Below are 23828 nucleotides of genomic sequence, written 5' to 3' on the forward strand. Positions count from 1 at the left end.
TATAAAGCGGGGTTTTGCCCCGCTTTTTTTATATCATCATTTACAGAGATCTTCCATTTACCCTACAATTCCCATGCTCTATATCGACAATATTACTTAAAAAAAGAAAATCATACTTTGACTGCCATGACTGTATAAATTCAACCATGTCTTATTAATTTGTTAATAGAATAAACTTTACGTGAGTGTAATGTGGAGTTTTAATCACTATATCAAATATTCGTGAAATAATTAGATTTGAAAATAAGTAGTAAAAATTAAATCAAAATAAATTATTTAACGAAACAAATACATTTTTCAAATAAAAACACAACAAAACAATCAATATATTATGTTATATTTAAATAATAACTTTTATTGATATATTTACCACACACAGCTGAATTATAATGAAGACTTAATCAAACTTAGGGATTGATGTGTTTTAACATCTTTTGCGCATGATGATAATATAGCTGTTCATATTTAAAACTTAATCACCAAACCAATATTAAATAATATGAAAAGTAAACTATTACTATTATCAGGATGCCTTGTTTTGGCACTGAATTCATGTAGGTCGGATATTGAAAATGCACAGGCAGATTCAATGGATCAAACCACAACAAAGCTAGACAATGCAAAGATTCACAAATTCTTAATCAACGGAAATTACACGTATGTCAATGAAGTAAACGGTGAATATTTTTACGCCGATGATATTACGATTAGCCCTGAGCAGTTTGACAAATTAAAGATGCAGGCCAATTCTGAAATGTCAACCGTTGAAAAAAGTACCATTGTAAGTTCCTTTATTAAGACATGGCCGAATGCAACCGTTTATTATACATTACCCAGCCAGGGAAGTCTGAGTACTCAGAATTACAATACTTTCCTGACCAATATCAACAAAGCGTTTGATATGATTTCTTCTCAAACCAGTGTACAGTTTGTTGAACGCACTAATCAAACAGAATATATCACTTTTACTTATACAACAACCAACAGTTCTCCCCTTGGATGGCAAAAAAACAGGGTTAATGGCATTAAAATTTATAATATTACTTATCCCGCCATTATCGCTCACGAAATAATGCACTCAATGGGAATCATGCATGAGCAGTGCCGCCCAGATAGAGATCAGTACATCATTGTAGATGTTAACAAAGCTGTGGAAGGAAGCCGTCATAATTTCAATCTTTATAATGATTATGCAGGACATGGGGCGTTTGATTTCGGGTCAGTCATGATGTATCAGTCTACAGACTTTGCTATAGATGCAAGCCAGCCTGTAATGACCAAGCTGGACGGATCTACATTTACCAAGCAAAGGACAGGATTATCTGCAGGTGACTATGCTGGAATAAACCATTTGTATGGACCTGTTAATGCCTCTTCTGCAATCAACGGAACTTATACCATGACAACGGCTTTAGCGAGTGATAAAAATTTAGACATTTCCGGAAGTTCCACTACAGACGGCACCAGCATCATTCTGTATTCAGCTTCTACAGGGAATAACCAGAGATTTACTTTCAGCAAATCAGATCATGGGTATTATATCATCAAATCTATATTGGATCCTGCAAAAGTATTAACCGTAAAAAGTAACGGAACAACGAATGGAACAGCTGTTGAATTAAGAACCAATTCTAATGCAGATTCTCAGAAATGGTTATTATTCAATCTGGGAAATAATGGTTTTGGATTTGCTCCTAAGAATGCGCCAGCACTGAGATTAGAAGTAAAGAATGGAGCAACAACTAATCTTACTCCTATTGTAATCGGTACTACGGATCAAACGGTTCAGCCTTCTACAAAACAACGCTTTATTCTTACAAAAGTTAACTAAACCTCTCTATACAAATAAAAAAGAGGTTAGGAAATACACTTCCTAACCTCTTTCTCTATTTGATAACTATTTATTAGATTAATTTCAACATCTCATTTCTTCCCGGACCTGTTGAAAGATAAGCCACAGGAATCCCCAATTCAGCTTCCAAAAATGATAAAAATTCAATTAACTCCTGTGGTAATTCTGAAGAGCTTTTCATTGTAGAAAAATCAGCATTCCAGCCGTTCATCCATTTCAGTACAGGCTGTCCATTTTCCGGAAGTATCCCTGAAGCCGTTACTGTTTTTCCATCTTCCAGTTCATAGTGGGTACAAACAGCTACAGATTTCAATCCGCTTAAAACATCTGCCTTCGTCAGAACCAGCTGCGTCACTCCGTTGATCATTACGGCGTATTTTAAAGCAGGCAAATCCAGCCAGCCAGTTCTTCTCGGACGTCCTGTATTGGAACCAAACTCATTCCCTTTAGTTCTGATCTCTTCTCCTAATTCATCAAACAACTCTGTTGGGAAAACTCCGTTCCCTACTCTCGTACAATATGCTTTAGCAATTCCAAATATTTCACCGATCTTTTTCGGTGAAACACCTAACCCACTGCTTGCTCCTGAAGCTGTTGTGGAAGAAGAAGTTACATAAGGATAGGTTCCGTGGTCAATATCAAGCATGGCTGCCTGAGATCCTTCAGCCAATATTGTTTTTCCTTCAGCCAAAGCATTGTTTAAATATATTTCGGTTTCTGTACACTTAAATCTCTTCAGAAAATCGACTGCTTCAAAAAACTCATTACTGATATCCTCTAAAGAAGGTAACTCTATATTTCCCTCAGCAAGCATTTTGTAATCTCTTGCTAAAATATGTTTTACCCTGCTTTCAAAGTCCGGAGCAAACATATCTCCTATTCTTACATTCTGTCTTAAAATTTTATTTGCATAGGCCTGAGCAATCCCGTTTTTAGTTGTTCCAATGGTAGTATAATCAGAACTCTCCTCCATAAAAATATCCAGAAGCTTATGGGTAGGAAGTACAAAGTGAGCTTTCAATGAAATAACGATATTATTTTCCGGCTGAACAGTCTCATCAAATGCCTGAAGGTTTATAATCTCTTTTTTAAAGCTCACCGGATCCAGAACCGTTCCCGTACCGATAACGTTCTGCACTCCTTTCATAAAGATTCCCGAAGGGATCATTTTAAGCGTAATTCTGCGGCCATTTCTTTCTATGCTGTGCCCAGCGTTAGATCCGCCGTTAAAACGCGCTGTAATGTCATAACTTTCACTGATAAGATCAATAAACTTTCCTTTTCCTTCATCACCCCATTGTAATCCTAATACAATATCCATATTCGTACTTTAATTTTTATAGGGCAAAGCTATGACAGTCAAATAGAAAGACCATTGCCATTTGACAAAAAAGGTTTAATTAGAAGTTAGATGTTAGATGCTAGATGCTAGATGCTAGATGTTAGATGTTAGATGTTAGATGTTAGCCAAATTTACAAAGTCTGTTGTTCCTGCGCACTCATTAGTATCATCTATCAATGATCATTCATCATTCATTATTGATAGTTCTAGACTATATTTCTTCTGATCCGGCTTAATGAAGAAGGAGTAACCCCAAGATAGGAAGCCAGCATAGACTGTGGAACTCTGTTGGCAAGTCCGGGATAATGGTTTAAAAAATGAATGTACCGTGATTTCGCATCCTGATTCAGCATGATACTGGCTACCTTTAACTTGTTTTCCACCACAAAGGCATGAATTCTGGCAAATAAAACCGGCCACACCGCAATTTTCTGTTCCAGGATTTTAAAATACTGAAGATCCATCACCAAAAGTACAGCATCGGTAATAGCTTCAATATCTTCATGCGCAGGCAGCTGATCTGTAAAGCCCTGAAAATCTCCGATAAATCTTCCTTCATAGATGAAATACCTGGTAAAATCATCACCCTGTTTATTATAATACAAAGACCGGAATACTCCTTTTTTCACAAAAGCAATTCTTTGGCTCACCTTTCCTGCTTCTACAAAAGGTTCTCCTTTTTTTACAGTGACTTCCTGAATGCCTTCAGCAATTAAAAGCTCATCCTGAGGATTCAGTGACCCGAATTTTTTGATATAATTAAAAAGTTCTTCCATGTTGTATTGTATCCACAGATTGCGGAAAGATAAAGATATAAAAGTCAGCGCTAAAAACAATTGTCATTTGGCAACAAAGCCATCTAAAGGTACCACACAGGTGTTCAACGGCATGTTAATTGCTTGATTTTTAAAAACGTAAGACAATGAAAGCAATTTGGAATGGCGCCATTGGCTTCGGTTTAGTGAACATTCCTGTTAAAATTTATTCGGCAACGGAAACCACAAAATTGGATCTCGATATGCTCGACAAATCTGATTTTTCCAATATACGGTTTAAAAGAGTGAATGAAAACACAGGAAAAGAAGTTAAATGGGAAAACATCGTCAAAGGTTATCTCATGGACGACAAATATATCGTTCTTGATGAGGAAGATTACGAAGCTGCAAGCCCTGAAAAGTCAAAAATACTCTCTATTGACCAGTTTGTAAAAGAGGTGGAAGTAGACAGTGTGTATTTTGAAAACCCCTACTATCTGGAGCCTCAGAAAAATGGAGAAAATGCCTACAGGCTTTTACTGAAAGCTCTTGAAAAAACAGCTATGGTGGGAATCGGAACATTTGTACTCCGTGAAACGGAAGCCATTGGAATGATCCGTCCGTACAAAGATGACATCCTCGTTCTCAACCGTTTGAGGTTTGATCAGGAAATAAGGGATTATAAAGATTTAAAAATTCCCGCTCAAAAAGCCCCGAAACCTGCAGAACTTAAAATGGCGGTTAACCTCATCGAGCAACTTTCTCAGGAATTTGATCCTGCGATGTACAAAGACACCTATTCTGATGAACTGATGAAGATCATTAAGCAGAAAGCGAAAGGCAAAAATATAAAAGCTAAAAAAGCACAGCCTGCAAAAGAAGGTAAAGTGATTGACCTGATGGCACAGTTAAAAGCCAGCCTGAATACATCTAAATCCAAATCCGCATCATAATGGCTCTTAAAGATTATAATAGTAAAAGGAAGTTCGATGAAACCAGCGAACCAAAAGGAAAAACCAAGAAAAGTAAAGACAAACTTATTTTTGTGATTCAGAGACACGCTGCTTCCAGACTTCATTATGACTTCCGGCTTGAAATGGAAGGTGTCCTGAAAAGCTGGGCAGTTCCAAAAGGTCCGTCATTAGATCCAAAAGACAAACGTCTGGCCATGATGGTGGAAGATCATCCTTACGATTATAAAGATTTTGAAGGAAATATTCCTGAAGGAAATTACGGAGCCGGACAAGTGGAAATCTGGGACAGCGGAACTTATGAACCTCTGGAAGAAAATTCTAAACTTACAGATGAAAAAGAACTTCTGAAGGAGTTACATGCAGGTTCTTTAAAGTTTATTTTACATGGCAAAAAATTAAAAGGTGAATTTGCTTTGGTTAAAATGAAAAATACAGAGGATCATTCATGGCTGCTCATCAAACATAAAGATGAATTTGCAGAAGCCCCTTACGATGCTGAAGAAAATACTTCCAAAAAATCTCTGGTCACAAAATTTTTAGAGGAAAAAAAAAGCCTAAAAATAAAAGAAAAAAAGAAGTCATAACATCTGACATACCTTTCAGAAGTTTTAATTCTTTAACCAACGAAAAAAAACTGAAGTCTTTCATCAAACCTATGCTGGCTAAGCTTTCAGAGGAAGCCTTCAATGATAAAGACTGGATCTTTGAAATAAAATGGGACGGCTACAGAGCTATTGCAGATCTCAGTAAAGATACTCCACTCTTCTATTCCCGCAACGGAATTTCATTTTTATCCAAATTCGAAAAAATAGCATCGGAGCTCGAAAAACAGAAACATCATATGATTCTGGACGGCGAAGTTGTAGCCTATGACGAACAGGGAAAGCCTAATTTCCAGCTTTTACAACAAATCGGGGATAATCCCAGCACAGCTCTTGTTTATCAGGTTTTTGATCTTCTTTGGCTTAATGGCCATTCTACAGAAGATCTTCCTCTTATTCAGCGGAAAGAACTCTTAAAGGAAGCTCTGACAGAAACTGGCAGTATTACATATTGTGATCATATTCCGGAAAAGGGTATTGAATTTTTTGCTCAGATGAAAAAAATGCAGCTGGAAGGTATGATTGCGAAACGAGCAGACAGCACCTACAGTGAAAATCACAGAACCGCTGACTGGCTTAAAATAAAATTCTCCAATACTGATGAGGTTATTATTTGCGGTTTTACTGAGCCCAGAGGCACACGGGAAAGTTTCGGAGCATTGATTTTAGGAAAATATATCAATTCCCAACTTACTTACTGTGGCCATACAGGAACAGGATTTAATAATAATTCCCTGAAAGAGCTCTATAAAAGGTTTCAGAAATTAATTGTAAAATCTTCACCTTTCGAAACAGTTCCCAAAACCAACATGCCGGTAACATGGATAAAACCTGAACTGGTTTGTGAAATAAAATATTCTGAAATTACCCGCGACGGAATCTTCAGACATCCTGTTTTCATGCAAATCAGAGAAGACAAAAGTCCGGAAGATCTTAAAGAATCATCCTTCACCGAAAAACCCAAAGAAATGAAATCAAAAACTGCATCAAAAAAAACGGAGGTTACTGAGAAAGAAAAAGAGATCACTTTAGATAAGCATCTTGTAAAACTTACGAATCAGGATAAAGTTTATTTTCCTGAAGAAAATATTACGAAAGGAGATGTCATAGACTTTTATCAATCTATAGCACGTTATATTCTGCCTTATTTAAAAAACCGTCCCCTTTCTCTCAATCGATTTCCCAATGGAATTGAGGAACAAAGTTTTTATCAGAAAGATGCAGGAGATCATATTCCTGAATGGATAAAAACCACACAGGTATATTCTGAATCGAATGATAAATACATTGATTATATTTATTGTAATGACAAAGCAACATTAGCATATCTCAATAATTTAGGCTGTATTGACCTCAATCCATGGAACAGTTCTTTACCCGATCTTGAACATCCTGATTATCTGGTTTTAGACCTGGATCCTTCCTCAAAGAATACATTTGATGAAGTAATCGAAACGGCTCTTCAGGTGAATGAAGTTTTAAAATCAATTAAAATAAAAGGCTACTGCAAAACTTCAGGGAGTACGGGAATTCACATTTATATCCCGATGGGTGGCAAATATGATTTTGACCAGGTAAAAGATTTTGCTCATATTCTCATGAAGCAGGTGAATGATAAGCTGCCTAAGATTACAACGTTAGAAAGAAGCCTTCAAAAAAGGGATAACAAAAAAATTTATCTCGATTACCTTCAGAACAGAACGGGCCAGACTTTGGCAAGTGCTTACAGTCTGAGGCCTAAAAAAGGTGCCTCCGTTTCTATGCCTTTGGATTGGGATGAATTAAAGTTTGGGCTGAAACCAACAGATTTTACGATTAACAATGCTCTTGACAGAATAAAAGAGAAAGGAGACCTGTTCAAACCGGTTTTGGGTAAGGGAATTGATATGATAAAGGCTTTGGAACTGCTGCAGAATATTGATTAATTTCTCTATTTTTGCCCGCAAAACTTTTAATCATGGAGGAAGCAGTCAAATTACCATTATATTTCAATGAAGATACTGAAAGGGAAAATCAAAAATTTTTCTTTCGGTATATATGGAAAAAGCAGTTCGTTGAACTAAAAAAAGCGGTCATATATGCTCTGCTATTTCTTGCACTGGGATTTCTCCCCTTAAAATCTCTTAATCTAGGTTCTGTTTCCATCATTTTTAAATATGGAAGTTTTTTATTTATAGGATATATTTTCTTCCTGTTATATCAATATTTCACTACTAAAAATAAAACCTTCAACTTAATAGAAGAACAAATTGAAAACCTAAGAAGAAAAGATGATGAAATCAGTTTTGTAACACTTAATAAGGAGAGTATCACTGTTAAAAACCCATTCCATACCATCAACTGTGTCTGGGACAAAACTCATTACAAAATTATAGATCAATATCTTATTTTAAATATGGTTAATAATAAGATCAATTTCATTTTTACAGAACCAGAGTTTAAGGAAAATGAATATAAAATTCTCTTAGATTTTCTTCATCAATATTCTAAAAAAGAGAAGTAAAAACCTGTAGAGCCATTTTAAAACAAAAGCTCCTACATTAGTACAATGCAGGAGCTTTAAAAAAAATTAAATATAATTATTGATTGTAAACGTGAATATCTCGTTGTGGAAAAGGAATTCCTATTCCCGCTTTATCGAGAGCTTCTTTACAACCGATGATTAATTCTTCATTCATTGCCCAGAAGTTTTCAGTGGAAGCGCTCACTCTTATGGATAAATTGACAGCGCTATCTCCCAGCTGAGTCACCACTACTTGCGGCGCAGGTGTTTCAAGCGCATATTGATTACTTTTAATAACATTCATTAAAATATCTTTGGTTTGTCTTAGATCTGCATCATAGGCAACCCCTATATCCAATGATGTTCTTCTTGTTCCTAATTGCGTAAAATTGGTAATACTATTATTTGAAACTACTCCGTTTGGAATAACGATGAGTTGGTTTTGTGGAGTGATTAGTTTTGTATGAAAAATATCTATTGCATCTACCGTCCCTGAAACTCCGGAATTGGTAGAAATAAAATCCCCGATTTTAAAAGGTTTTAATAGTAAAATTAATATTCCACCTGCAAAATTTGTCAGAGATCCCTGCAAAGCTAAACCTATAGCCAAACCTGCAGCACCAATCATTGCGACAAATGCAGAAGTCTGTACTCCCAACTGTGTTACGACAACAATAAACAAAAGAATATTAAGCCCCCAGTTGATAATATTTAAAAGAAAATGCTGTAGAGAAGCTTCCATATTTCTTTTTTTGAAAGCTTTCTCCACCAGTTTCTTAATCATTCTGATCATCCATGACCCAATAAGATAAATTAATAATGCAGAAATAATTGCAGTAAAAATTCTCGGTGCCCATGAAATGGCTGAAGAAATTAAGGTATCCCAGTGTTGTTGAATGTTGTTCAATTCTAAATCGTCCATTTTTGTACGTATGTATGTGTTTTATTATTTTTATGTCAATAGATATTAACATCTTCTGCAAGACTTAAAATGAAATTGAACAAAAGTATATTCCGGTTCAAAAAGAAATTCACCTTACACCAGCCTAGTGAAAGTAAAAATATTATAGATTAAAATAGATTGACAGCAGAACAGATTGTTTCTGCTTTACTCAATAATCATTCAGAAATTGAATCTTGCAGGAAGAAATAATTTTCAGGTCATAGAATTACAAAAACGATACCGAAGTGTGGTATTCATCAAAGAAAAATAATGTTAATGAACATTACTTAAGGTAATTTTGCGGCCAGGCTTTCCGGTAAAAGTCTAAGAATATGGTAGATAATCTTCCATTTAAAATTTGGAACAATGGTAAAGGAGTTTCCTGCATTAACAATAAATTTGGCCACATAATCCGGTTCCATAATCAAGGATTCATTCAATTCCAATCCTTCATTAATCTTTGTTCTGATATAACCAATAACCAAAGCATTGACAATGATGTTACGGGAAGCTAACTCCTGTCTTAATCCGGCCAAAAACTGGGTAAATGCGGCTTTTGTACTTCCATACACAAAATTACTTTTTCTTCCTCTTACTCCGGACAGTGAAGAGAGCCCAATGATTCTTTCCAGGTTTGAATTGGTTTTATCCATTGCCATAATGCTCAGGATTGACACCCCACCCATATAATTGACTTCCATCATTTGTTTGGCACCTTTAAAATCAGTCAAAGCTTTTTGATTGTCTATTAAAAAGCCTGCAGCATATACTACAATATGAGGTTTTACAGAAAGGCTGGAATAAAAATCATGATGAGAGTCAAAATCTGCAGCATCAAAGTATAAAACAGAAATTAGTGAGCGGTTCAGATTGTTTGAATCAATAAAATCGTCCAAAGATGTTGTATTTCGGGAAGCAGCAATAACTGAAAATCCTTTTTCAGTATATTGTATCATACATTGTTTTGCTACATCTGAATTAGCGCCAAGAATAAGAACGGTTTTATTTGTGTTTTGATTCATTGGACAAAGATAAATTTTATTAGCCACTAATTCCATCAATCTATAAAAACCCTATAAAAAAGCTGCGGCGGGTGGCCATCATTTACCCCACCCCGCCAAAAATTTTACAATGGATTATTTTTTTTTTTTTTCTGCGGGTTTTTTTTTTGCAGCAAATATTTTCAGACTGAATTATTTTTTTCTTCAGTTGCTGTTTCTTTTTTGTCTTCTGTTTTATCAGTAGATTTTGCTTTATCTCCAAAACGAGCTTCTGTCATTTCTCTTGAAACTGCTGCTTTTTCGAATTTCAGTTTTCCGGATAATGTTTCGATAACAAAACCGTCATCCTGAACCTGAGCAATTCTTCCGTGAAGACCTGATGTAAGAACTACTCTTGTTCCTACTTTAAGGTTTTCCTGAAAATTTTTCTCCTGCTTCTGTTTTCTCATCTGAGGTCTGATCATCAGGAAATAAAATCCTACAAACATTACCCCCATCATGATCAGCATCATTGGTGATGATCCACCTGCTGCCTGTAAAAATAGTGTCAACATATTGTAAATATTATGGTTGAATGTTTGCTGTGAAAGTTAATCTGATTGGAGCTTTTTCTACGTTTGCAAAAACATCTGCATACTTCTGAACGTTTCCGTCAAAGCTTGAAGAATCAAAATGCAAAGTAACTTTTCCTTTTTTACCCGGCATAATCGGTTCTTTTGTAAAGTCTGGCGCTGTACATCCGCATCCTGGCTTCACTTCAGAAATGATCAATGGGTTTTTCCCTGTGTTGGTAATTTCATATACGTGCTCTACTTTATCTCCTTTTTTGATTTTTCCAAAATCGAAGCTGTTTTCAGATAAAGCTACAGAAGTAGATGGCTCATTAGAAACCGGAGCAGCTGCTTCACCCGCTACAGGCGCTGCCGCAGAATCAGTGGTTACCGGAGCCGCAACAGCTGCAGAATCAGTAGTTGCAGTTTCAGTGCTTTGAGTTTCTTTGTTTTCCTTTTTACATGAAACTAACCCAAAGCCTATAATAGACAAGGCGATAATTGATAACGTCTTTTTCATTTTATATTCTATTTTGATCTTTACAATATTTATCTAAAATACCATTGATGAAGATATTGGAACGGTCTGTAGCAAATACTTTTGCAATTTCAATATATTCATTAATGATCACTCTTGAAGGGGTAAAAGCAAAGTTATCAAGCTCTGCAATGGCTGTAGACAAAATTACTTTATCCATTAAAGAAACTCTTTCCAGATCCCAGTTTTCCAATCTTTCTTCCAGCTTCTTTTCGTTGTTTTCCCAGTTGTTCAGAGTATCTCTCAACAATTTTGCAGCGAATGTTTTATCTTCTTCATCTTTAATCATTTTGATCAAAGTTCTGCTTTCTTCATCTTCTCTCAGAAAACCGATCGTTTTTTGTACCATGGAGTTGGCAATGTGGATATCATCATACCATGAAAGTTCTTTATCTCCAAGATAATCATGAAAATCTTCATTTTCAGCAATATATCTTAAAAATAATTTTCCGATAAACTTCTGATCTTCTTCAAAAGAGTATCCATCTTCTTTCATGAAATCCTGATAACGCTTTCCAGCAGTAATTCTTTGGAAAGTTTTTACCAATAGATCATCATGCATATCCCATTTCAACTGCTTATGCTGACCTGTAAAAAACAATCTTTCAGGATTTTCTTCCAGTTTAAGCAATACCTGGTTGTTGATGAATTTTTGGTTAGGATTAATGTCAGAATCAGTTTTAAGATATTTGTTCTTCCCAATTTCGATCTGGTGTTCTGCCAATTCTTTAAGAGCCACCAAAAAATTGAGCTGGTAAATGTATAGATAATAGATTTTCTCTATACCAGCAAACATGTTTTTCTCTAAAACATCAAACTTTACAGGATTTTGGTAGTATGAATACACTGTCTGTACTACTTTTTCACGGATTTGTCGTCTTCCTAACATTCAAAGAGCTTTTTTATGGGTGCAAAGATACAAAATTTAAAATTGATGAAATTCGTAGTGTGATGACATTTTTGTAATTTTGCCAAACTATATGAAAGCGCTTAAAACCTTAAACCCCTATTTTTGGAAACACAAAATACTATTGTTTTGGGGGGTACTATTTATTATTGCCAGTAATTTCTTCAATATATATAAAGTACAGTTTGTAGGAAAATCTGTGGATGAGCTTACAAAAAACGGAAACCTTGGCTTTAACAATCAGGTTTTGATCTATGTTGGAATTATTGTAGGCTGTTCACTTCTGACCGGATTCTTCACTTTCATGATGAGGCAGACCATTATTGTAGCTTCCAGAAGAATAGAATATGAACTTAAAAATAAAATCTACAGACATTATCAGGATTTATCTTTAACGGATTATAAGCAGACCACCATCGGAGATCTGATGAACAGATTGAGTGAAGATGTTGTGGCAGTAAGAATGTACCTTGGTCCCGGAGTGATGTATGTAGCTAATTTGATCGTCCTGGTATTGATTACAGCTATTTACATGGTAAAAACAGATGCTTCTATGACGATGTGGACTTTACTTCCGCTTCCGATTTTATCTTATGCCATTTATAAAGTAAGTTCGATCATTAATAAAAAGTCGAAGATCATGCAGAAAAGCCAGTCTGCAATTTCCACTTTTGTACAGGATAGTTTTTCCGGAATTCGGGTGGTGAAATTTTTCGCGAGAGAAAAATACATTGAGAAAAACTACGGGATAAAAGTCACAGATTATCAAAATAAAGCATTAGATCTTGCCAAAACAGAAGCGTATTTCTTTACTATTATTCTTTTTGTCATCGGATTATTAAACGTAGCGGTCATCTGGATTGGAGGATCCAAATATATTGCAGGGGAATTGAGTATCGGTAAGATTGCAGATTTCTTCATGTATATCAACACCCTGATTTTCCCTTTCTCCATGGTAGGATGGGTAACTTCTGTCAATCAGAGAGCTGAAGCATCGATGCAGAGGATCAATGAATTTATGGATAAAAAGTCTGAGATTGTTAATACCAATTTTGAAAATTATCCTATCAAAGGAGATATAGAATTCAGAAACGTTTCTTATGTATATCCTAATACAGGAATCAAAGCGCTAGATAATTTAAGTTTTATTGTAAAAGCCGGAGAATCATTAGCTATTATGGGTAAAACCGGAAGCGGAAAATCAACGATTGCCTTGCTTTTATGCAGACTGATTGATCCTAGTGAAGGAGAGATCCTGATTGATGGCAAAAATCTGAAAGATCATAATCTGTACAACTACAGAAACTTTATCGGATATATTCCTCAGGAGAGCTATCTATTCTCTGATTCTATCGAAAATAATATTGGTTTTGCGATTGATAATCCTTCTCATGAGAAAGTGGTAGAGTACGCAAATATTGCCGATGTTCACAAAAATATTGTGGAGTTTAAAGATGAATATAAAACACTTGTAGGTGAACGGGGAGTTATGCTTTCCGGGGGACAAAAGCAAAGAATTTGTATCGCAAGAGCCTTAATTAAGGATCCTAATATCATTATTTTTGATGATTCCTTGTCTGCATTAGACACTGAAACGGAGCAGAATATTCTGGAAAATATTGATAAAAAAATCAGTAATGCGACTTCCATAATTATCACACACAGAGAGTCTAGCGCTCAAAAAGCCCATCAAATTATCAACCTTACCGAAATTGCCAATTCTGTAACTGCTTAGCCATTTCGTTCTCAATTGTTAAATAAATCATAAAAAAAATTTTGTGATTAAAAGAATTCTTTTATATTTGTTCTTAACAAGATTAAAAAATATCTAACAATGAGTGAATACAAGGAACGCCATGAAAATGAGATTTTCACGAAGGTGTTAAAAGCAGGGAGAAGAACTTATTTCTTTGATGTGCGCGAGACGAAAGCAGGAGATTATTATCTTACAATTACTGAGAGTAAGAAGAATTTCGGAGAGAATGGGGAAGCTACATTCGAGAAGCATAAAATTTACCTTTACAAGGAAGATTTTAAGAGTTTCCAGGAGATGTTTAATGAGTCCACAGATTTCATCATTAATGAAAAGGGTGAGGATGTAATTTCAGAAAAACATGATAAAGACTTCAAAAGCAAATCATTCACAATTGATTCTGACGACGAAGTTTAAAAAAAGAATATCTAAAAACACAAGCATCTGAAAAAGATGCTTTTTTTATGCGCTAAAACAGGATCTTTTATTAACACTTTTTATAGTTTGGCAGTGATTTTATTTTTTTTGTAAGCCTGTTGAATTATTAGTATTCCGGATGATTTTTGCAGCAGAAAATAAAACAACCCCTCCATCATTTCGCAGGGTAATTAATTCATCATTTTTAAATTGAGAATTAAAATTACCCAAACACATGATATTATCTTTAGTCTGTAATATCGGAAAGCTTTCAGAGCCAATAGTAGACAGACCATTTTTAGTCAACTTATAAACTAAATATTCTCCATCAGAATTCTTATGGGCAATAATTTCATTAATCCCGTCTCCATTAATATCTCCAACAGCTAATCCTTTCCATTCAACACGAGCGTTGCCTAGTGATTGTGCAATTTTTGTTACGATTCCTTTATCATCTATACTGTAAACATATATCCCATTGTGCACAGCATCCGGTGAATCTATTGCAAGGACAATCTCATCCTTTAAATCATTATTCAGATTACCCGCGGCCACTGCTGTAATTTTGGAATTTTTGGGAAGATTGAGAGTATTAATATGAACAATCTGAAGATTCGTTCCATTGAATTTATACACTAATACTTCTTTATTAGAATTTCCTACGACTATACACTCATCTTTACCTCCGCTAATAAAGTTCCCAGCAACTACTCCTACCCAATCCGCTTTAGGACTTAATCCTGTAAATTTTACTTTTTCAATAATATCCTTGTTTTCAACTTTTAAAACATAAAGTCCATTATATTTGATATCAGCATGATCACTTAATGCTATAATTTCACTTTTATTATCATCAAAAAAATCACCGGCAGCTATCCCTTTCCAATTATATTGTCCATTGTAATATTTATTATTTGTCACTGAACGAAATTCTTTATTATAAGGTTCTCTAACACCTATCATACCATCAGAATTTCTAATAACAACAAACTCATCTTCGTTATCATCGTCAAAATTACCACTCGCTATTCCCTGCCAATCAGAAGTTTTATTCCAACTATGGTCTGTATTTACGGGTACTATCAGATTTTCAAAATTAGCTAAGAGTGCCACTGTTAAAAAAGAACCTTCTACCTGTATTTTCTCATAGTAGTTCTTAGCAGCCAGCAAATCAGCAATTATTTGATAAAGCCTTTTATCATATTCCGAAAGATAAAGCCACATATAGTTAATATAATTACCATAAGGTGAGTCTCCGATTTTACTATTAGACTTAATATTCCAAGATTCTTTATTGTAATTTACGCCCATATTTACAGATAAAGGAAACTGGTATATATCTTTCATAAACGTATTGATATAGTATTGAATATCTGAAAGTGAGTATATAGGTTTTCCTTTGTACAAAATATTATACTTATAGCATTCATAGGGAAAACTTACAGTTAAACCAGCATGGGGAATATCTTCATACAAGTCTGTATTTCCCCAATATTTCCAAATATTAGATTGTAAATTCTTATTGAAAAAAGTATTTGATTTTAAAAAATTTGACAATCCAATCAATTTTGTGAGATATTTATCTTGAGATGTCGCTCTATACATCTGGACAAACACCCTTCCAATCGAACTTTGCATATTAAAAGGTAAGATTTTGCCTGCATATTTTATAGGAGGGTTATTATCTCTTTCTCTATAATAACCTATACCACCAGATTCTGTTTGCCACTGATCTTCATGAAAGTTAAGTGTTTCGTTAATTTTTTGTATGATATCATCAGCAATACGTTTATATGTTTGTTTACCATAGCGTCCCTGTGGATCTGAAATCAAATTTTGGACATCAGAACCTTTCGTTTTAACTATTGCCACAAATTTAGCCATGGGATACAGTATATTAGCACTATGTACCAAATGGGCATAAGGAGATCCCGAGTCAGCTATTTCGTTATAATGATTGGTAGACCAAACAGCACCCGATACCCCCCTATAATCGGAAACTTTTCTCAATCCCTGTAACTGTCCTCTGAGATCGTCTCTTCGGTCAATTACGTTTCCTATACACTTGATTAATGTTTCTGCATATTTTTTTTCACCTGTCTTTTCGTACATTAATACCAACGCTTCCATTTGAGCGGGCAATCCCCATGAGAACTCAAGCCTGTTTTCATCCGTTGAATACCGTATTGATTTATCATACCCTTTGTCATCAAATAACGTTTGATAATAAGATTGAGGTTTTGATTGAGAATAAGATTTTAATGCAGCTAGTACAATAATTATAGTAAAAAGATTCTTCATATTAGGTACTTTTTGATTCAGGATGATTCAAAGATTCTTTTTCATGATTTTAGTAGAAACAAATATAAAGGTTTTCTTTCCCTGTTACTAATTTTATTACCCGATTAACAAGTTGTATAAAAATTAATAAGAACACTTTTTCAAGTGTACTTATGAACCATAATAGGAATTTTAGAACCCTAAAAACTTTATGTTATTTATATTTTTAATATTTACCTTACTGTCTGCTCATCAAAGGTGACAGGCTTGAGAAAACTAAATAACTCATTGGGAAGCTCATTCTGACAAGGATCATTTGAATTCTTATTGCTATTAGAGCTACCTCTGATAACTTTTGTGGCAGAAAACATAACGATACCTCCATCTTTTCTGAGAGTAACCAGTTCCTCATTTTGTGAACTGGTATCAAAATTGCCGAAACACATTATATTATTTTTGGTTTGGAGCATAGGAAATTTTTCAACATCTCCACTAGCCAAAGTATTCCCATTTAATTTATAGACTGCATATTCTCCATCAAAATTTCTGTGAGCAATAATTTCATCCGCTCCATTACCATCAAGATTTCCTACAGCTAATCCTCTCCATTCTAAAGCTAAGCCCCCTCCTGTAGATTGGGTTATTTTTGTCATTACACCATTATCGCCCACACTGTAAACATGTATTCCATTATAAGCAGCATCTTCAGCATCAACAAGCAAAACAATCTCATCCTTACCAACACCGTCAAGATTACCTGATGCTACTGCTGTAATTTTAGAATTTACCGGTAGATTCAGAGTGTTAGTATGAACCAATTGAGGAGTAGTTCCGTTAAAATTAAAAACAAGTACTTCTTTATTTAAATTTTTGACAGCAATAAAATCATCCTTCCCGCCGGTAATAAAATTTCCAGCAGCTGCTCCTACCCAATCAGATTGTGCATTCCACCCTATAGATTTTGTATGTTCAACAATAGTATTATTTTCAATTTTTAAAATATAAACACCATTATTAACAGGATCAGAATGATTGCTTAGTGTTATAATTTCACTTTTATTATCCCCAAAAAAATCTCCGGCTGCTATACCTTTCCAATCATATTGATTATTATAATATTTGTCATTTGTAACGGAATGAAATTTTTTCTCAAAAGGTTCCATAGTACCTATCATTCCATCATAATTTCTGATGACAACAAATTCATTAGCATCATCTCCATCAAAATTACCGCTTGCAACTCCTCTCCAGTCTGAACCCTCTCCCCATCCATGTTCCGTATTTACAGGTACAATCAAATTTTCATAATAAGCTAGATAGGCAACTACTAAAGGGAAGTTTTCAGGTTGTAAAGGCATATAATATTTTTCTGCAGTCTGTATTTCAGCAAGTAGCTGATATATTTTTTTATCGTATTCAGATAAACCTGCCCATTGGAAACAAGTATAAGTACTTAGATCTACACCACTAGGAGTTCCATATTTTAAATTCCAGGGTATCAGAGAATAGTTCACTCCATTATTTATATACAAAGGAGCCTTATAAATATCTTTCGTTAGGGTATTAGCATACGCTTGCATATCTGAATCTGTATAAATAAGTGCTCCCCCGTTAGAAATATTATATTTACGGCACTCATAGGGAAAAGATACAGTTAAACCACCATGAGAAATATCTTCCCGCAAAGTACTTACTTTCCAATATGTCCAGCTATTGGACCCCAGATTAGTATTAAAAGAGGTATTTGCTTTTAAAAAATTAGCAATTTGGGTAAGTTGTGTAAGGTAATCCTGGTTATCTGTTGCCCTATACATCTGTACCAATACTCTTCCCATTGCACTTTGCATATTAAAAGGTAAAATTTCACCATCGTTATCTATTGGCGGATTATCATTCCGTTCTTTATAATAGCCTATATTACCAGATTCAGTAAACCATTGACCTTCATGATAATGAAGCGTTTCGATTACTTTTTGTATAAGGTCATCAGCAATAGCGATAAAAGTCATATTATTATAACGCCCTGCTGATTGATACAGAATATTTTGAAGTAAGCTATTCTCTTTAATAATCGCTGCAAACTTGGCCATTGGATAAGTTATATTAGCACTATGTACCACATGAGCATAAGTTTTTCCATCACCTTGGTTTGTATTATAATGATCAGTCGACCATGCAGCACCAGAAACTCCTCGGTAATCAGATATATTACTTACACCTGCTTGTGGTGGTTGCAGCTGATCTCTAAGATCATCTCTTCTATCAATCACATTACCCATACTTCCTATTAAAGCATTAGCATATTTAGGATCATGTGTTTTTTCATACATCATTACCAATGCTTCCATATGAGCAGACACGATCCACGAAAATTCTAGTTGGTCTGGGCTCGTTGAATTACTAGGTACGACAGCATATCCCTTACTATCAAATAGATTTTTATAGTAAGATTGGGCATAAGATTGTAGAACCAATAATAAAGTGAGAATTGTAAAGATTTTTTTCATAGTAATAGTTTTGATTTTGAAATCATTTAAAGGGAGTTATTTCCCGTGATTCTGGCAAAACAAATATAAAAGTTTCAATACTAATCTTTAAATTTATTTTAAAGAACTTAATAAGAACCATTTTTGTACACTGGCTTAAGAATTATATACGTATGACGGAGAAAAAATTTTGGAAAGAGATGAAAAAAGAAGTGTCTGTATTTTTTGAAACAGACATAAAATAAAAAAGTACACTGTAAAAAGTGTACTTTCTTTGGGTGAATGAGGGGTCTCGAACCCCCGACCTTCGGAACCACAATCCGACGCTCTAACCAACTGAGCTACAATCACCGTTTTGTGAGTGCAAATATAGAACATTTTCCTCAACTACCAAACAATTCCATCAAAATTTTTCAAAGAAATTAATTTCTCAGACGTAAAGCCCTCAGCATAAGTAACTCCCGATAATCGGCCTAAATCCTGTGCTCGGTATGTTAAGCTCTCATAAAAGTCTTTTGTGGTAATCGGAGTCTCAGGTTCTTTAGAAGTAGGGTCATAAAACTGAGTTTTGTAGGCCATGCAAGCTTCTAGTTTTGTATTAAGATGTTCTGAAATGTCAATTACAAATTCCGGTTTGATATCTTTCCATTGGATATAGTGAAAAACATGTTTAGGTCTCCATACTTCCTGATTCTCTCCATCTAATACCGTTTCAATTTTTCTCAGTCCGGACAAAAAGCACGCATCCGACACTAATTTCGCTCCTTTTGCATGGTCTGGATGTCTATCATCAATTGCGTTGGCTAACACGATTTCCGGACGGTATTTGCGAATCATTTTTACGATCCTCATTTGGTACTCTTCAGAATTTACCAAGAAACCATCTTTCATTCCCAGATTCTCTCTGGCGGAAAGTCCTAAAATTTTGGCAGCATCAGCTGCTTCTGCCTTTCTGGTTTCATCAGTTCCTCTTGTTCCCAGTTCTCCTCTTGTAAGATCTACAACCACACATTTTTTTCCTTCAGAAACCATTTTAGCAATAGTTCCTCCGCATCCCAGCTCTACATCATCAGGATGGGCTCCAAAAGCAAGTATATCAGTTTTCATAAATTCAAAGATAGGATTTAAAATAAAAACTTCCCAAACATTACGAATGGGAAGTTTTAATATCTATAATTTAAAATTTAAATTACTTATTGATTTCTGCATTTAATTTTACAGCATCCTGATAAGTAGGATCTAGCTGTAAAGATTTAGCTACATAATCTTTTGCTTTTGCCACATCAGAATCTTTACTCATATAAGCTACCGCGAAGTAAGCGTAAGCAAGTGTCTGCTTGTTAGCCTCCTGATCAGCTGGTTTTACTGTACTGATGAATTTTTCATAAGCCAATTTTGCCGCATCATTGTTTCCAGCTTGCTGGTAAGAATACCCCTGGCTGTAATATGCAGGAGCCCAGTCAGGAAGAAGAGCTGACATTTTTTGCCATGTAAGAATTGCTCCGTTCCAGTTTTTAATATCCTGGTAAGCTGTTGCTAATTTAAATAGAGCATCAGAATCCTGGTTGTTTGCCGCTACCTGCTTTTTCAATGCTTCAATTGCAGGGTTAGTAGGTCCTTTATCAACTTCTGATTGAGATACACCACCGCCACCTGCGATGTTAGCTAATTCAAGATCCCATTTCATGGTCTCATCTTTAGCAGCTTTTGCAATAGCAACTTTCTGTTGAGCTTCCGTCATTAAAGCTGTTTTCTTAGCAGCATCTTTTTCATCTTTTGCTAAACCTGCAGCGATAAGTCCTTGTAGACCTTGGTCAGCAGGCTGTACTCTTGTTTTTTCAGCCTGAGAAACGAAAGTATCCATATTCTGCTTGGCATCAGTATAGTTTTTATCTGCATACGCCTGATAAGCTCTTAATTTGAACTTAATAGGATCATCTATTTTATCAAAGATTTTATCCAATACCATTTTAGAGTTTGCATAATCTTCATTCGTGAAGTATAACTTAGCAATTTCTAATTGAGTATATGGATCTTCGTCAGCATATTTTGTATAGTTGATAAGATCCTGAGTTGCTTTTGCATTTTGTTGGTATCTGATATCATAACCAGCCAACGCTTTATATGCAGGAGCATAAGTAGCATCTACCCCAATAGCTTTATCAATGTTTTGTTTAGCTTGCTGCCATTGTTGTGCTGCCATCCATAAAGTTGCCATTCTTGTATAAACGGAAGCTTTATTTTTAGCACTAGGTAATGCTTTATCATAAGCAGACATAGCCTCTCCCGGCATTCTCTTTAATCTGTAAGCATCTCCTAATGTATAGTAATAGTGTGCAGGAACACCTTTTTTCTGAGCTTTCTCAATCGCTTTAGTCAAAAACTGAATAGCTAGATCTGGTGAACTGTTTTTCTCAAATAAAGTTAAAGCTTCTGCTGCTCTGAACAGAACTTCAGCATCTTTTTCTCTTGAATCAGTAACTACTTTTTGAATTTCAGCAATGGCATTTTTATCTCCTTTACCTAATTTAACAGCAGCTAAACCAATTTTGTTTAGATAGCTTTTACTGTCAGCAGCTAAACCTTTGTTGAAATTTTCAGTTGCTTTAGCATAGTCTGGCTCTCCTTGTCTTAAGAAAGTATTTCCTAAATAGAAGTAGTTATCAGCTGTAGGCTCTTTAGCGATCATTTCAGTGAAATTTGTTTTTGCCTGCGCAAATTTATCACTGTCTATACTGTTAATACCATCCTGCAATGTCTGTGCAGAGGCAAAACCGGTAAAAAATACCACGGCTGCTCCAAAAGCAATCTTCTTTACATTCATATTCATTATATCTTTCATTTTATATTTTCTAATAATTGAGTTATATTCTACACAATTTTCAGACCAAATCAATATTTTATTAGGGATAAATTGTGAATTTAATTTTTTTAACGCATTTGTACCTCTCTCTTATATATATTATAAGGCTGCAGACCTTCTTTCTGTACAATCTTTTGGCCTAAATGGGTACATGAAAACCTTATAAATCCATTGGCAATATTAAAATTACCCTCGTTAATAAGGAAATAAAGTACTCTTGTAAACGGATATTCCATGGTACGAAGTCCATCGAAATCTGCTGTGTAAGATTTTCCTTTCTCAACCACAGGAAGAACTTTCACCATATCTCTCAACCTTTCTGAAGTTTTATCATAAGGACGGCTAAAAGTATTAAGTCCAACAACGCCAATTTTATTCGGATATTTTCCTAATTCCTCGATAATCTGTTGATTTCCCGGAATAATGGAAAATTTAAGGTCTTTTGGTTGTTTTTTAAGTTTTTCAGCAACAAAATTCAAATTACTTGAATTGGTTCCGTCGAAGATAAATTCTTTTTTATCAGACATCAGCCCACTGTTAATTTCCTCCATAGAAATACTTTCTTTTGGAGAATCTTTAGGAACAACAAATACGACCGCATCTGCAGCAAATTTGGAAGGAAGAAACTTTAAGTCTGTTCTTTCCTCATATGTTTTTATTTCTTCTGGGTTAAGATTTCTGGACATTACCACTGCTTTAGCACTTCCTTTAAGAAGATCAAGAAGTCCTAAATCTTCTTTCTTGGTTTCTACTTTGATGTGAGTGTCCGGATAGTTGATCATATAGCCTTCAGCTAATGCCTCTGTAACGCTTTGAAAAGATTCGTCAGTGAAAATTGTTAGATCACCTTTGTGATAGGAAGGAGCGTTTTTCTCCTTTTTGCAGCCTGCAAGCATTATGCTCAAAGCAAAAACTACTGCAAGCTTAAAACTATTCTTCATTTCTCGATTTTTTAATTCTTGAGATCGCCCTGTAAATTCTGAAAATACCATAAATAACCAGCACTACTCCCAATGGATAAGCAATAGCAGGTTCTAAATTAGTAAAGAAGAATTTGTAGACAATCACTACAATTCCTAAAACGATATAAAACAATCCCGTAACCAGGGATAACCAATTGAACATCATGTAACAAAAATACCAAAAAAAATAAAAAGAGAAGCATATGCTTCTCTTTTTATTTATATTTTGAATAAATAAGTCTTATTCAAAGTTCATAGTAAATGGTACGCTATAGTAAGATCTAACGCTCTCCCCGTTTCTCTTCGCAGGAGTCCATTTTTTAAGTTTCTTAACTACACGCATAGCTTCACTGTTGAAGTCGCCATTTGGAGATTTCTCTTCAATAGTAACATTTGAAACAGTTCCGTCTTTTTCTACAACGAACTTAAGCTTAGTTTTAAGCGTTCCTTCACCTCCTTCCATTAGAGAAGTATCAAAGTTATCTCCTAAGAATTTTCTTAATGCTCCCATACCTCCAGGATATTCTGCAGACTGGTCAACATCTTTATAGATCTCGTTAGGGTTATTTGCTTTTACCTCTGCTGTACTAGCTTTAGTACCTGTAGATGGTGGTGGCGGCGGTGGCGTATAAGCTGGAGCCTTTACCCCCTCCTGATTGTTCAAACCAGTTGTAGTTTCCAACTGCTTAGAAATTGGTGGAGGTGGAGTTTCAATTTTCGGAGCTTTTACAGGCTCAGGAACTACGTTCTGAATCACCTCAATTTTCTCTTCTTCTTTTGGAGGAGGAGGTGGTGGTGGTTCTTCGTCTTTAGGCTGCTCGATAATTGGTTCTTCTTCGATAATATCTACAAGGTCTGCCTTTACTTCTTGTTTAGGCGGAGCTGTAAGATTTTTAATCGTAAGATAGATGAACGGAGACAAAGCTGCCAAAAGGAATAAAGCTGTTCCGATGATAAAAGACTTTGTTAAAAGTCTCGGATACTGATGTCTAATATCATAGGCACCATATTCCTTGTTTCTATTTTCAAATACGATCTCGTCTAAAGTAAGATTCTGACCGTATACATTTTCATCTGCCATAGATTAGATATACAATTT

General features: G+C 35.0%; 21 protein-coding genes and 1 tRNA gene. 7 read left to right on the forward strand and 15 right to left on the reverse strand.

The features are described from left to right. Window positions 1-499: 499 nt before the first annotated feature. The gene (locus tag ACWPWS_RS19030) at window positions 500-1831 is read left to right on the forward strand and encodes a M12 family metallopeptidase (protein ID WP_454047568.1); all 1332 of its coding nucleotides are present in this window, start codon (window positions 500-502) and stop codon (window positions 1829-1831) included. 73 nt (window positions 1832-1904) lie between these two features. Here ACWPWS_RS19030 and ACWPWS_RS19035 read toward each other — a convergent pair whose 3' ends face one another. Beyond that, entirely contained in the window at window positions 1905-3173 is a 1269-nt protein-coding gene (locus ACWPWS_RS19035; protein ID WP_454047569.1) for an adenylosuccinate synthase, read from the reverse strand. Between the two features lie 227 nt (window positions 3174-3400). Beyond that, window positions 3401-3970 carry a Crp/Fnr family transcriptional regulator gene (locus tag ACWPWS_RS19040; RefSeq protein ID WP_105681668.1) on the reverse strand — a complete coding sequence of 190 codons (570 nt, stop codon included), beginning with the start codon at window positions 3968-3970 and terminating at the stop codon, window positions 3401-3403. Window positions 3971-4116: 146 nt separating this feature from the next. Here ACWPWS_RS19040 and ku point away from each other — a divergent pair, with 146 nt between their 5' ends. The 4 genes from ku (at window position 4117) to ACWPWS_RS19060 (ending at window position 8028) form a co-directional block, all read left to right on the forward strand. Then, on the forward strand, window positions 4117-4902 hold the full coding sequence (gene ku / locus ACWPWS_RS19045) for a non-homologous end joining protein Ku (RefSeq protein WP_209786906.1): 786 nt from the start codon (window positions 4117-4119) through the stop codon (window positions 4900-4902). Next, complete coding sequence (locus ACWPWS_RS19050) at window positions 4902-5507, forward strand: DNA polymerase ligase N-terminal domain-containing protein (RefSeq protein WP_454047570.1); 606 nt, start codon at window positions 4902-4904, stop codon at window positions 5505-5507. The genes ku and ACWPWS_RS19050 overlap by 1 nt, the downstream gene beginning before the upstream one ends. Window positions 5508-5578: 71 nt before the next feature. Continuing rightward, complete coding sequence (ligD, locus tag ACWPWS_RS19055; protein WP_454047571.1) at window positions 5579-7450, forward strand: DNA ligase D; 1872 nt, start codon at window positions 5579-5581, stop codon at window positions 7448-7450. 32 nt (window positions 7451-7482) lie between these two features. Next, a complete protein-coding gene (locus ACWPWS_RS19060; protein WP_454047572.1) occupies window positions 7483-8028 on the forward strand; it encodes a hypothetical protein in 546 nt (181 codons plus the stop codon). Window positions 8029-8104: 76 nt separating this feature from the next. Here the strand turns inward: ACWPWS_RS19060 and ACWPWS_RS19065 are convergent, their stop codons facing one another. From ACWPWS_RS19065 to ACWPWS_RS19085, 5 genes are all read right to left on the reverse strand, one after another. Continuing rightward, window positions 8105-8950, reverse strand: a complete 846-nt coding sequence (locus ACWPWS_RS19065) for a mechanosensitive ion channel family protein (RefSeq protein ID WP_209786902.1) — start codon at window positions 8948-8950, stop codon at window positions 8105-8107. A gap of 308 nt (window positions 8951-9258) precedes the next feature. Then, on the reverse strand, window positions 9259-9993 hold the full coding sequence (locus ACWPWS_RS19070; RefSeq protein WP_454047573.1) for an SDR family NAD(P)-dependent oxidoreductase: 735 nt from the start codon (window positions 9991-9993) through the stop codon (window positions 9259-9261). A 161-nt stretch (window positions 9994-10154) separates the two neighbouring features. After that, on the reverse strand, window positions 10155-10526 hold the full coding sequence (yajC, locus tag ACWPWS_RS19075) for a preprotein translocase subunit YajC (protein ID WP_454047574.1): 372 nt from the start codon (window positions 10524-10526) through the stop codon (window positions 10155-10157). A 10-nt stretch (window positions 10527-10536) separates the two neighbouring features. Further along, complete coding sequence (locus ACWPWS_RS19080; RefSeq protein WP_105681676.1) at window positions 10537-11043, reverse strand: DUF1573 domain-containing protein; 507 nt, start codon at window positions 11041-11043, stop codon at window positions 10537-10539. Window position 11044: 1 nt separating this feature from the next. Further along, window positions 11045-11950: a transcription antitermination protein NusB gene (locus ACWPWS_RS19085; RefSeq protein ID WP_209786898.1), complete on the reverse strand. Its 906-nt coding sequence runs from the start codon at window positions 11948-11950 to the stop codon at window positions 11045-11047. Between the two features lie 91 nt (window positions 11951-12041). Between ACWPWS_RS19085 and ACWPWS_RS19090 the strand changes: the two genes are divergently transcribed. Next, window positions 12042-13703: an ABC transporter ATP-binding protein gene (locus ACWPWS_RS19090; protein WP_454047575.1), complete on the forward strand. Its 1662-nt coding sequence runs from the start codon at window positions 12042-12044 to the stop codon at window positions 13701-13703. Window positions 13704-13802: 99 nt separating this feature from the next. After that, window positions 13803-14138: a DUF3276 family protein gene (locus ACWPWS_RS19095; RefSeq protein ID WP_034701927.1), complete on the forward strand. Its 336-nt coding sequence runs from the start codon at window positions 13803-13805 to the stop codon at window positions 14136-14138. A 99-nt stretch (window positions 14139-14237) separates the two neighbouring features. Here the strand turns inward: ACWPWS_RS19095 and ACWPWS_RS19100 are convergent, their stop codons facing one another. From ACWPWS_RS19100 to ACWPWS_RS19135, 8 genes are all read right to left on the reverse strand, one after another. Next, window positions 14238-16439, reverse strand: a complete 2202-nt coding sequence (locus ACWPWS_RS19100) for an FG-GAP repeat domain-containing protein (RefSeq protein ID WP_454047576.1) — start codon at window positions 16437-16439, stop codon at window positions 14238-14240. Window positions 16440-16651: 212 nt separating this feature from the next. After that, the gene (locus ACWPWS_RS19105) at window positions 16652-18925 is read right to left on the reverse strand and encodes a hypothetical protein (RefSeq protein WP_454047577.1); all 2274 of its coding nucleotides are present in this window, start codon (window positions 18923-18925) and stop codon (window positions 16652-16654) included. Window positions 18926-19180: 255 nt separating this feature from the next. Then, window positions 19181-19256: transfer RNA gene (locus tag ACWPWS_RS19110), tRNA-His, on the reverse strand. A gap of 35 nt (window positions 19257-19291) precedes the next feature. Next, window positions 19292-20011 carry a bacillithiol biosynthesis deacetylase BshB1 gene (gene bshB1 / locus ACWPWS_RS19115; protein WP_454047578.1) on the reverse strand — a complete coding sequence of 240 codons (720 nt, stop codon included), beginning with the start codon at window positions 20009-20011 and terminating at the stop codon, window positions 19292-19294. An 82-nt stretch (window positions 20012-20093) separates the two neighbouring features. Then, window positions 20094-21746 carry a tetratricopeptide repeat protein gene (locus ACWPWS_RS19120; RefSeq protein WP_454047579.1) on the reverse strand — a complete coding sequence of 551 codons (1653 nt, stop codon included), beginning with the start codon at window positions 21744-21746 and terminating at the stop codon, window positions 20094-20096. An 89-nt stretch (window positions 21747-21835) separates the two neighbouring features. Continuing rightward, a complete protein-coding gene (locus ACWPWS_RS19125; protein WP_454047580.1) occupies window positions 21836-22708 on the reverse strand; it encodes a PstS family phosphate ABC transporter substrate-binding protein in 873 nt (290 codons plus the stop codon). Further along, a complete protein-coding gene (locus ACWPWS_RS19130) occupies window positions 22698-22895 on the reverse strand; it encodes a DUF308 domain-containing protein (RefSeq protein ID WP_209786892.1) in 198 nt (65 codons plus the stop codon). Before ACWPWS_RS19130 ends, ACWPWS_RS19125 begins: the two co-directional genes overlap by 11 nt. 75 nt (window positions 22896-22970) lie before the next feature. Then, window positions 22971-23810 carry an energy transducer TonB gene (locus ACWPWS_RS19135; RefSeq protein ID WP_105681685.1) on the reverse strand — a complete coding sequence of 280 codons (840 nt, stop codon included), beginning with the start codon at window positions 23808-23810 and terminating at the stop codon, window positions 22971-22973. Window positions 23811-23828 lie beyond the last annotated feature (18 nt).

This window comes from Chryseobacterium sp. Marseille-Q8038 (assembly GCF_965111995.1).

Bases quoted from the DNA above. Each gene is read 5' to 3' on its own strand.
- ACWPWS_RS19120 (WP_454047579.1), bottom strand. From the start codon at position 21,746: ATGAAAGATATAATGAATATGAATGTAAAGAAGATTGCTTTTGGAGCA.
- ACWPWS_RS19090 (WP_454047575.1), top strand. From the start codon at position 12,042: ATGAAAGCGCTTAAAACCTTAAACCCCTATTTTTGGAAACACAAAATA.
- ACWPWS_RS19065 (WP_209786902.1), bottom strand. From the start codon at position 8,950: ATGGACGATTTAGAATTGAACAACATTCAACAACACTGGGATACCTTA.
- bshB1 (WP_454047578.1), bottom strand. From the start codon at position 20,011: ATGAAAACTGATATACTTGCTTTTGGAGCCCATCCTGATGATGTAGAG.
- ACWPWS_RS19135 (WP_105681685.1), bottom strand. From the start codon at position 23,810: ATGGCAGATGAAAATGTATACGGTCAGAATCTTACTTTAGACGAGATC.
- ACWPWS_RS19080 (WP_105681676.1), bottom strand. From the start codon at position 11,043: ATGAAAAAGACGTTATCAATTATCGCCTTGTCTATTATAGGCTTTGGG.
- ligD (WP_454047571.1), top strand. From the start codon at position 5,579: ATGCTGGCTAAGCTTTCAGAGGAAGCCTTCAATGATAAAGACTGGATC.
- ACWPWS_RS19035 (WP_454047569.1), bottom strand. From the start codon at position 3,173: ATGGATATTGTATTAGGATTACAATGGGGTGATGAAGGAAAAGGAAAG.
- ACWPWS_RS19100 (WP_454047576.1), bottom strand. From the start codon at position 16,439: ATGAAGAATCTTTTTACTATAATTATTGTACTAGCTGCATTAAAATCT.
- ACWPWS_RS19105 (WP_454047577.1), bottom strand. From the start codon at position 18,925: ATGAAAAAAATCTTTACAATTCTCACTTTATTATTGGTTCTACAATCT.
- ACWPWS_RS19095 (WP_034701927.1), top strand. From the start codon at position 13,803: ATGAGTGAATACAAGGAACGCCATGAAAATGAGATTTTCACGAAGGTG.
- ACWPWS_RS19040 (WP_105681668.1), bottom strand. From the start codon at position 3,970: ATGGAAGAACTTTTTAATTATATCAAAAAATTCGGGTCACTGAATCCT.
- ACWPWS_RS19030 (WP_454047568.1), top strand. From the start codon at position 500: ATGAAAAGTAAACTATTACTATTATCAGGATGCCTTGTTTTGGCACTG.
- yajC (WP_454047574.1), bottom strand. From the start codon at position 10,526: ATGTTGACACTATTTTTACAGGCAGCAGGTGGATCATCACCAATGATG.
- ACWPWS_RS19060 (WP_454047572.1), top strand. From the start codon at position 7,483: ATGGAGGAAGCAGTCAAATTACCATTATATTTCAATGAAGATACTGAA.
- ACWPWS_RS19130 (WP_209786892.1), bottom strand. From the start codon at position 22,895: ATGATGTTCAATTGGTTATCCCTGGTTACGGGATTGTTTTATATCGTT.
- ACWPWS_RS19085 (WP_209786898.1), bottom strand. From the start codon at position 11,950: ATGTTAGGAAGACGACAAATCCGTGAAAAAGTAGTACAGACAGTGTAT.
- ku (WP_209786906.1), top strand. From the start codon at position 4,117: ATGAAAGCAATTTGGAATGGCGCCATTGGCTTCGGTTTAGTGAACATT.
- ACWPWS_RS19070 (WP_454047573.1), bottom strand. From the start codon at position 9,993: ATGAATCAAAACACAAATAAAACCGTTCTTATTCTTGGCGCTAATTCA.
- ACWPWS_RS19125 (WP_454047580.1), bottom strand. From the start codon at position 22,708: ATGAAGAATAGTTTTAAGCTTGCAGTAGTTTTTGCTTTGAGCATAATG.
- ACWPWS_RS19050 (WP_454047570.1), top strand. From the start codon at position 4,902: ATGGCTCTTAAAGATTATAATAGTAAAAGGAAGTTCGATGAAACCAGC.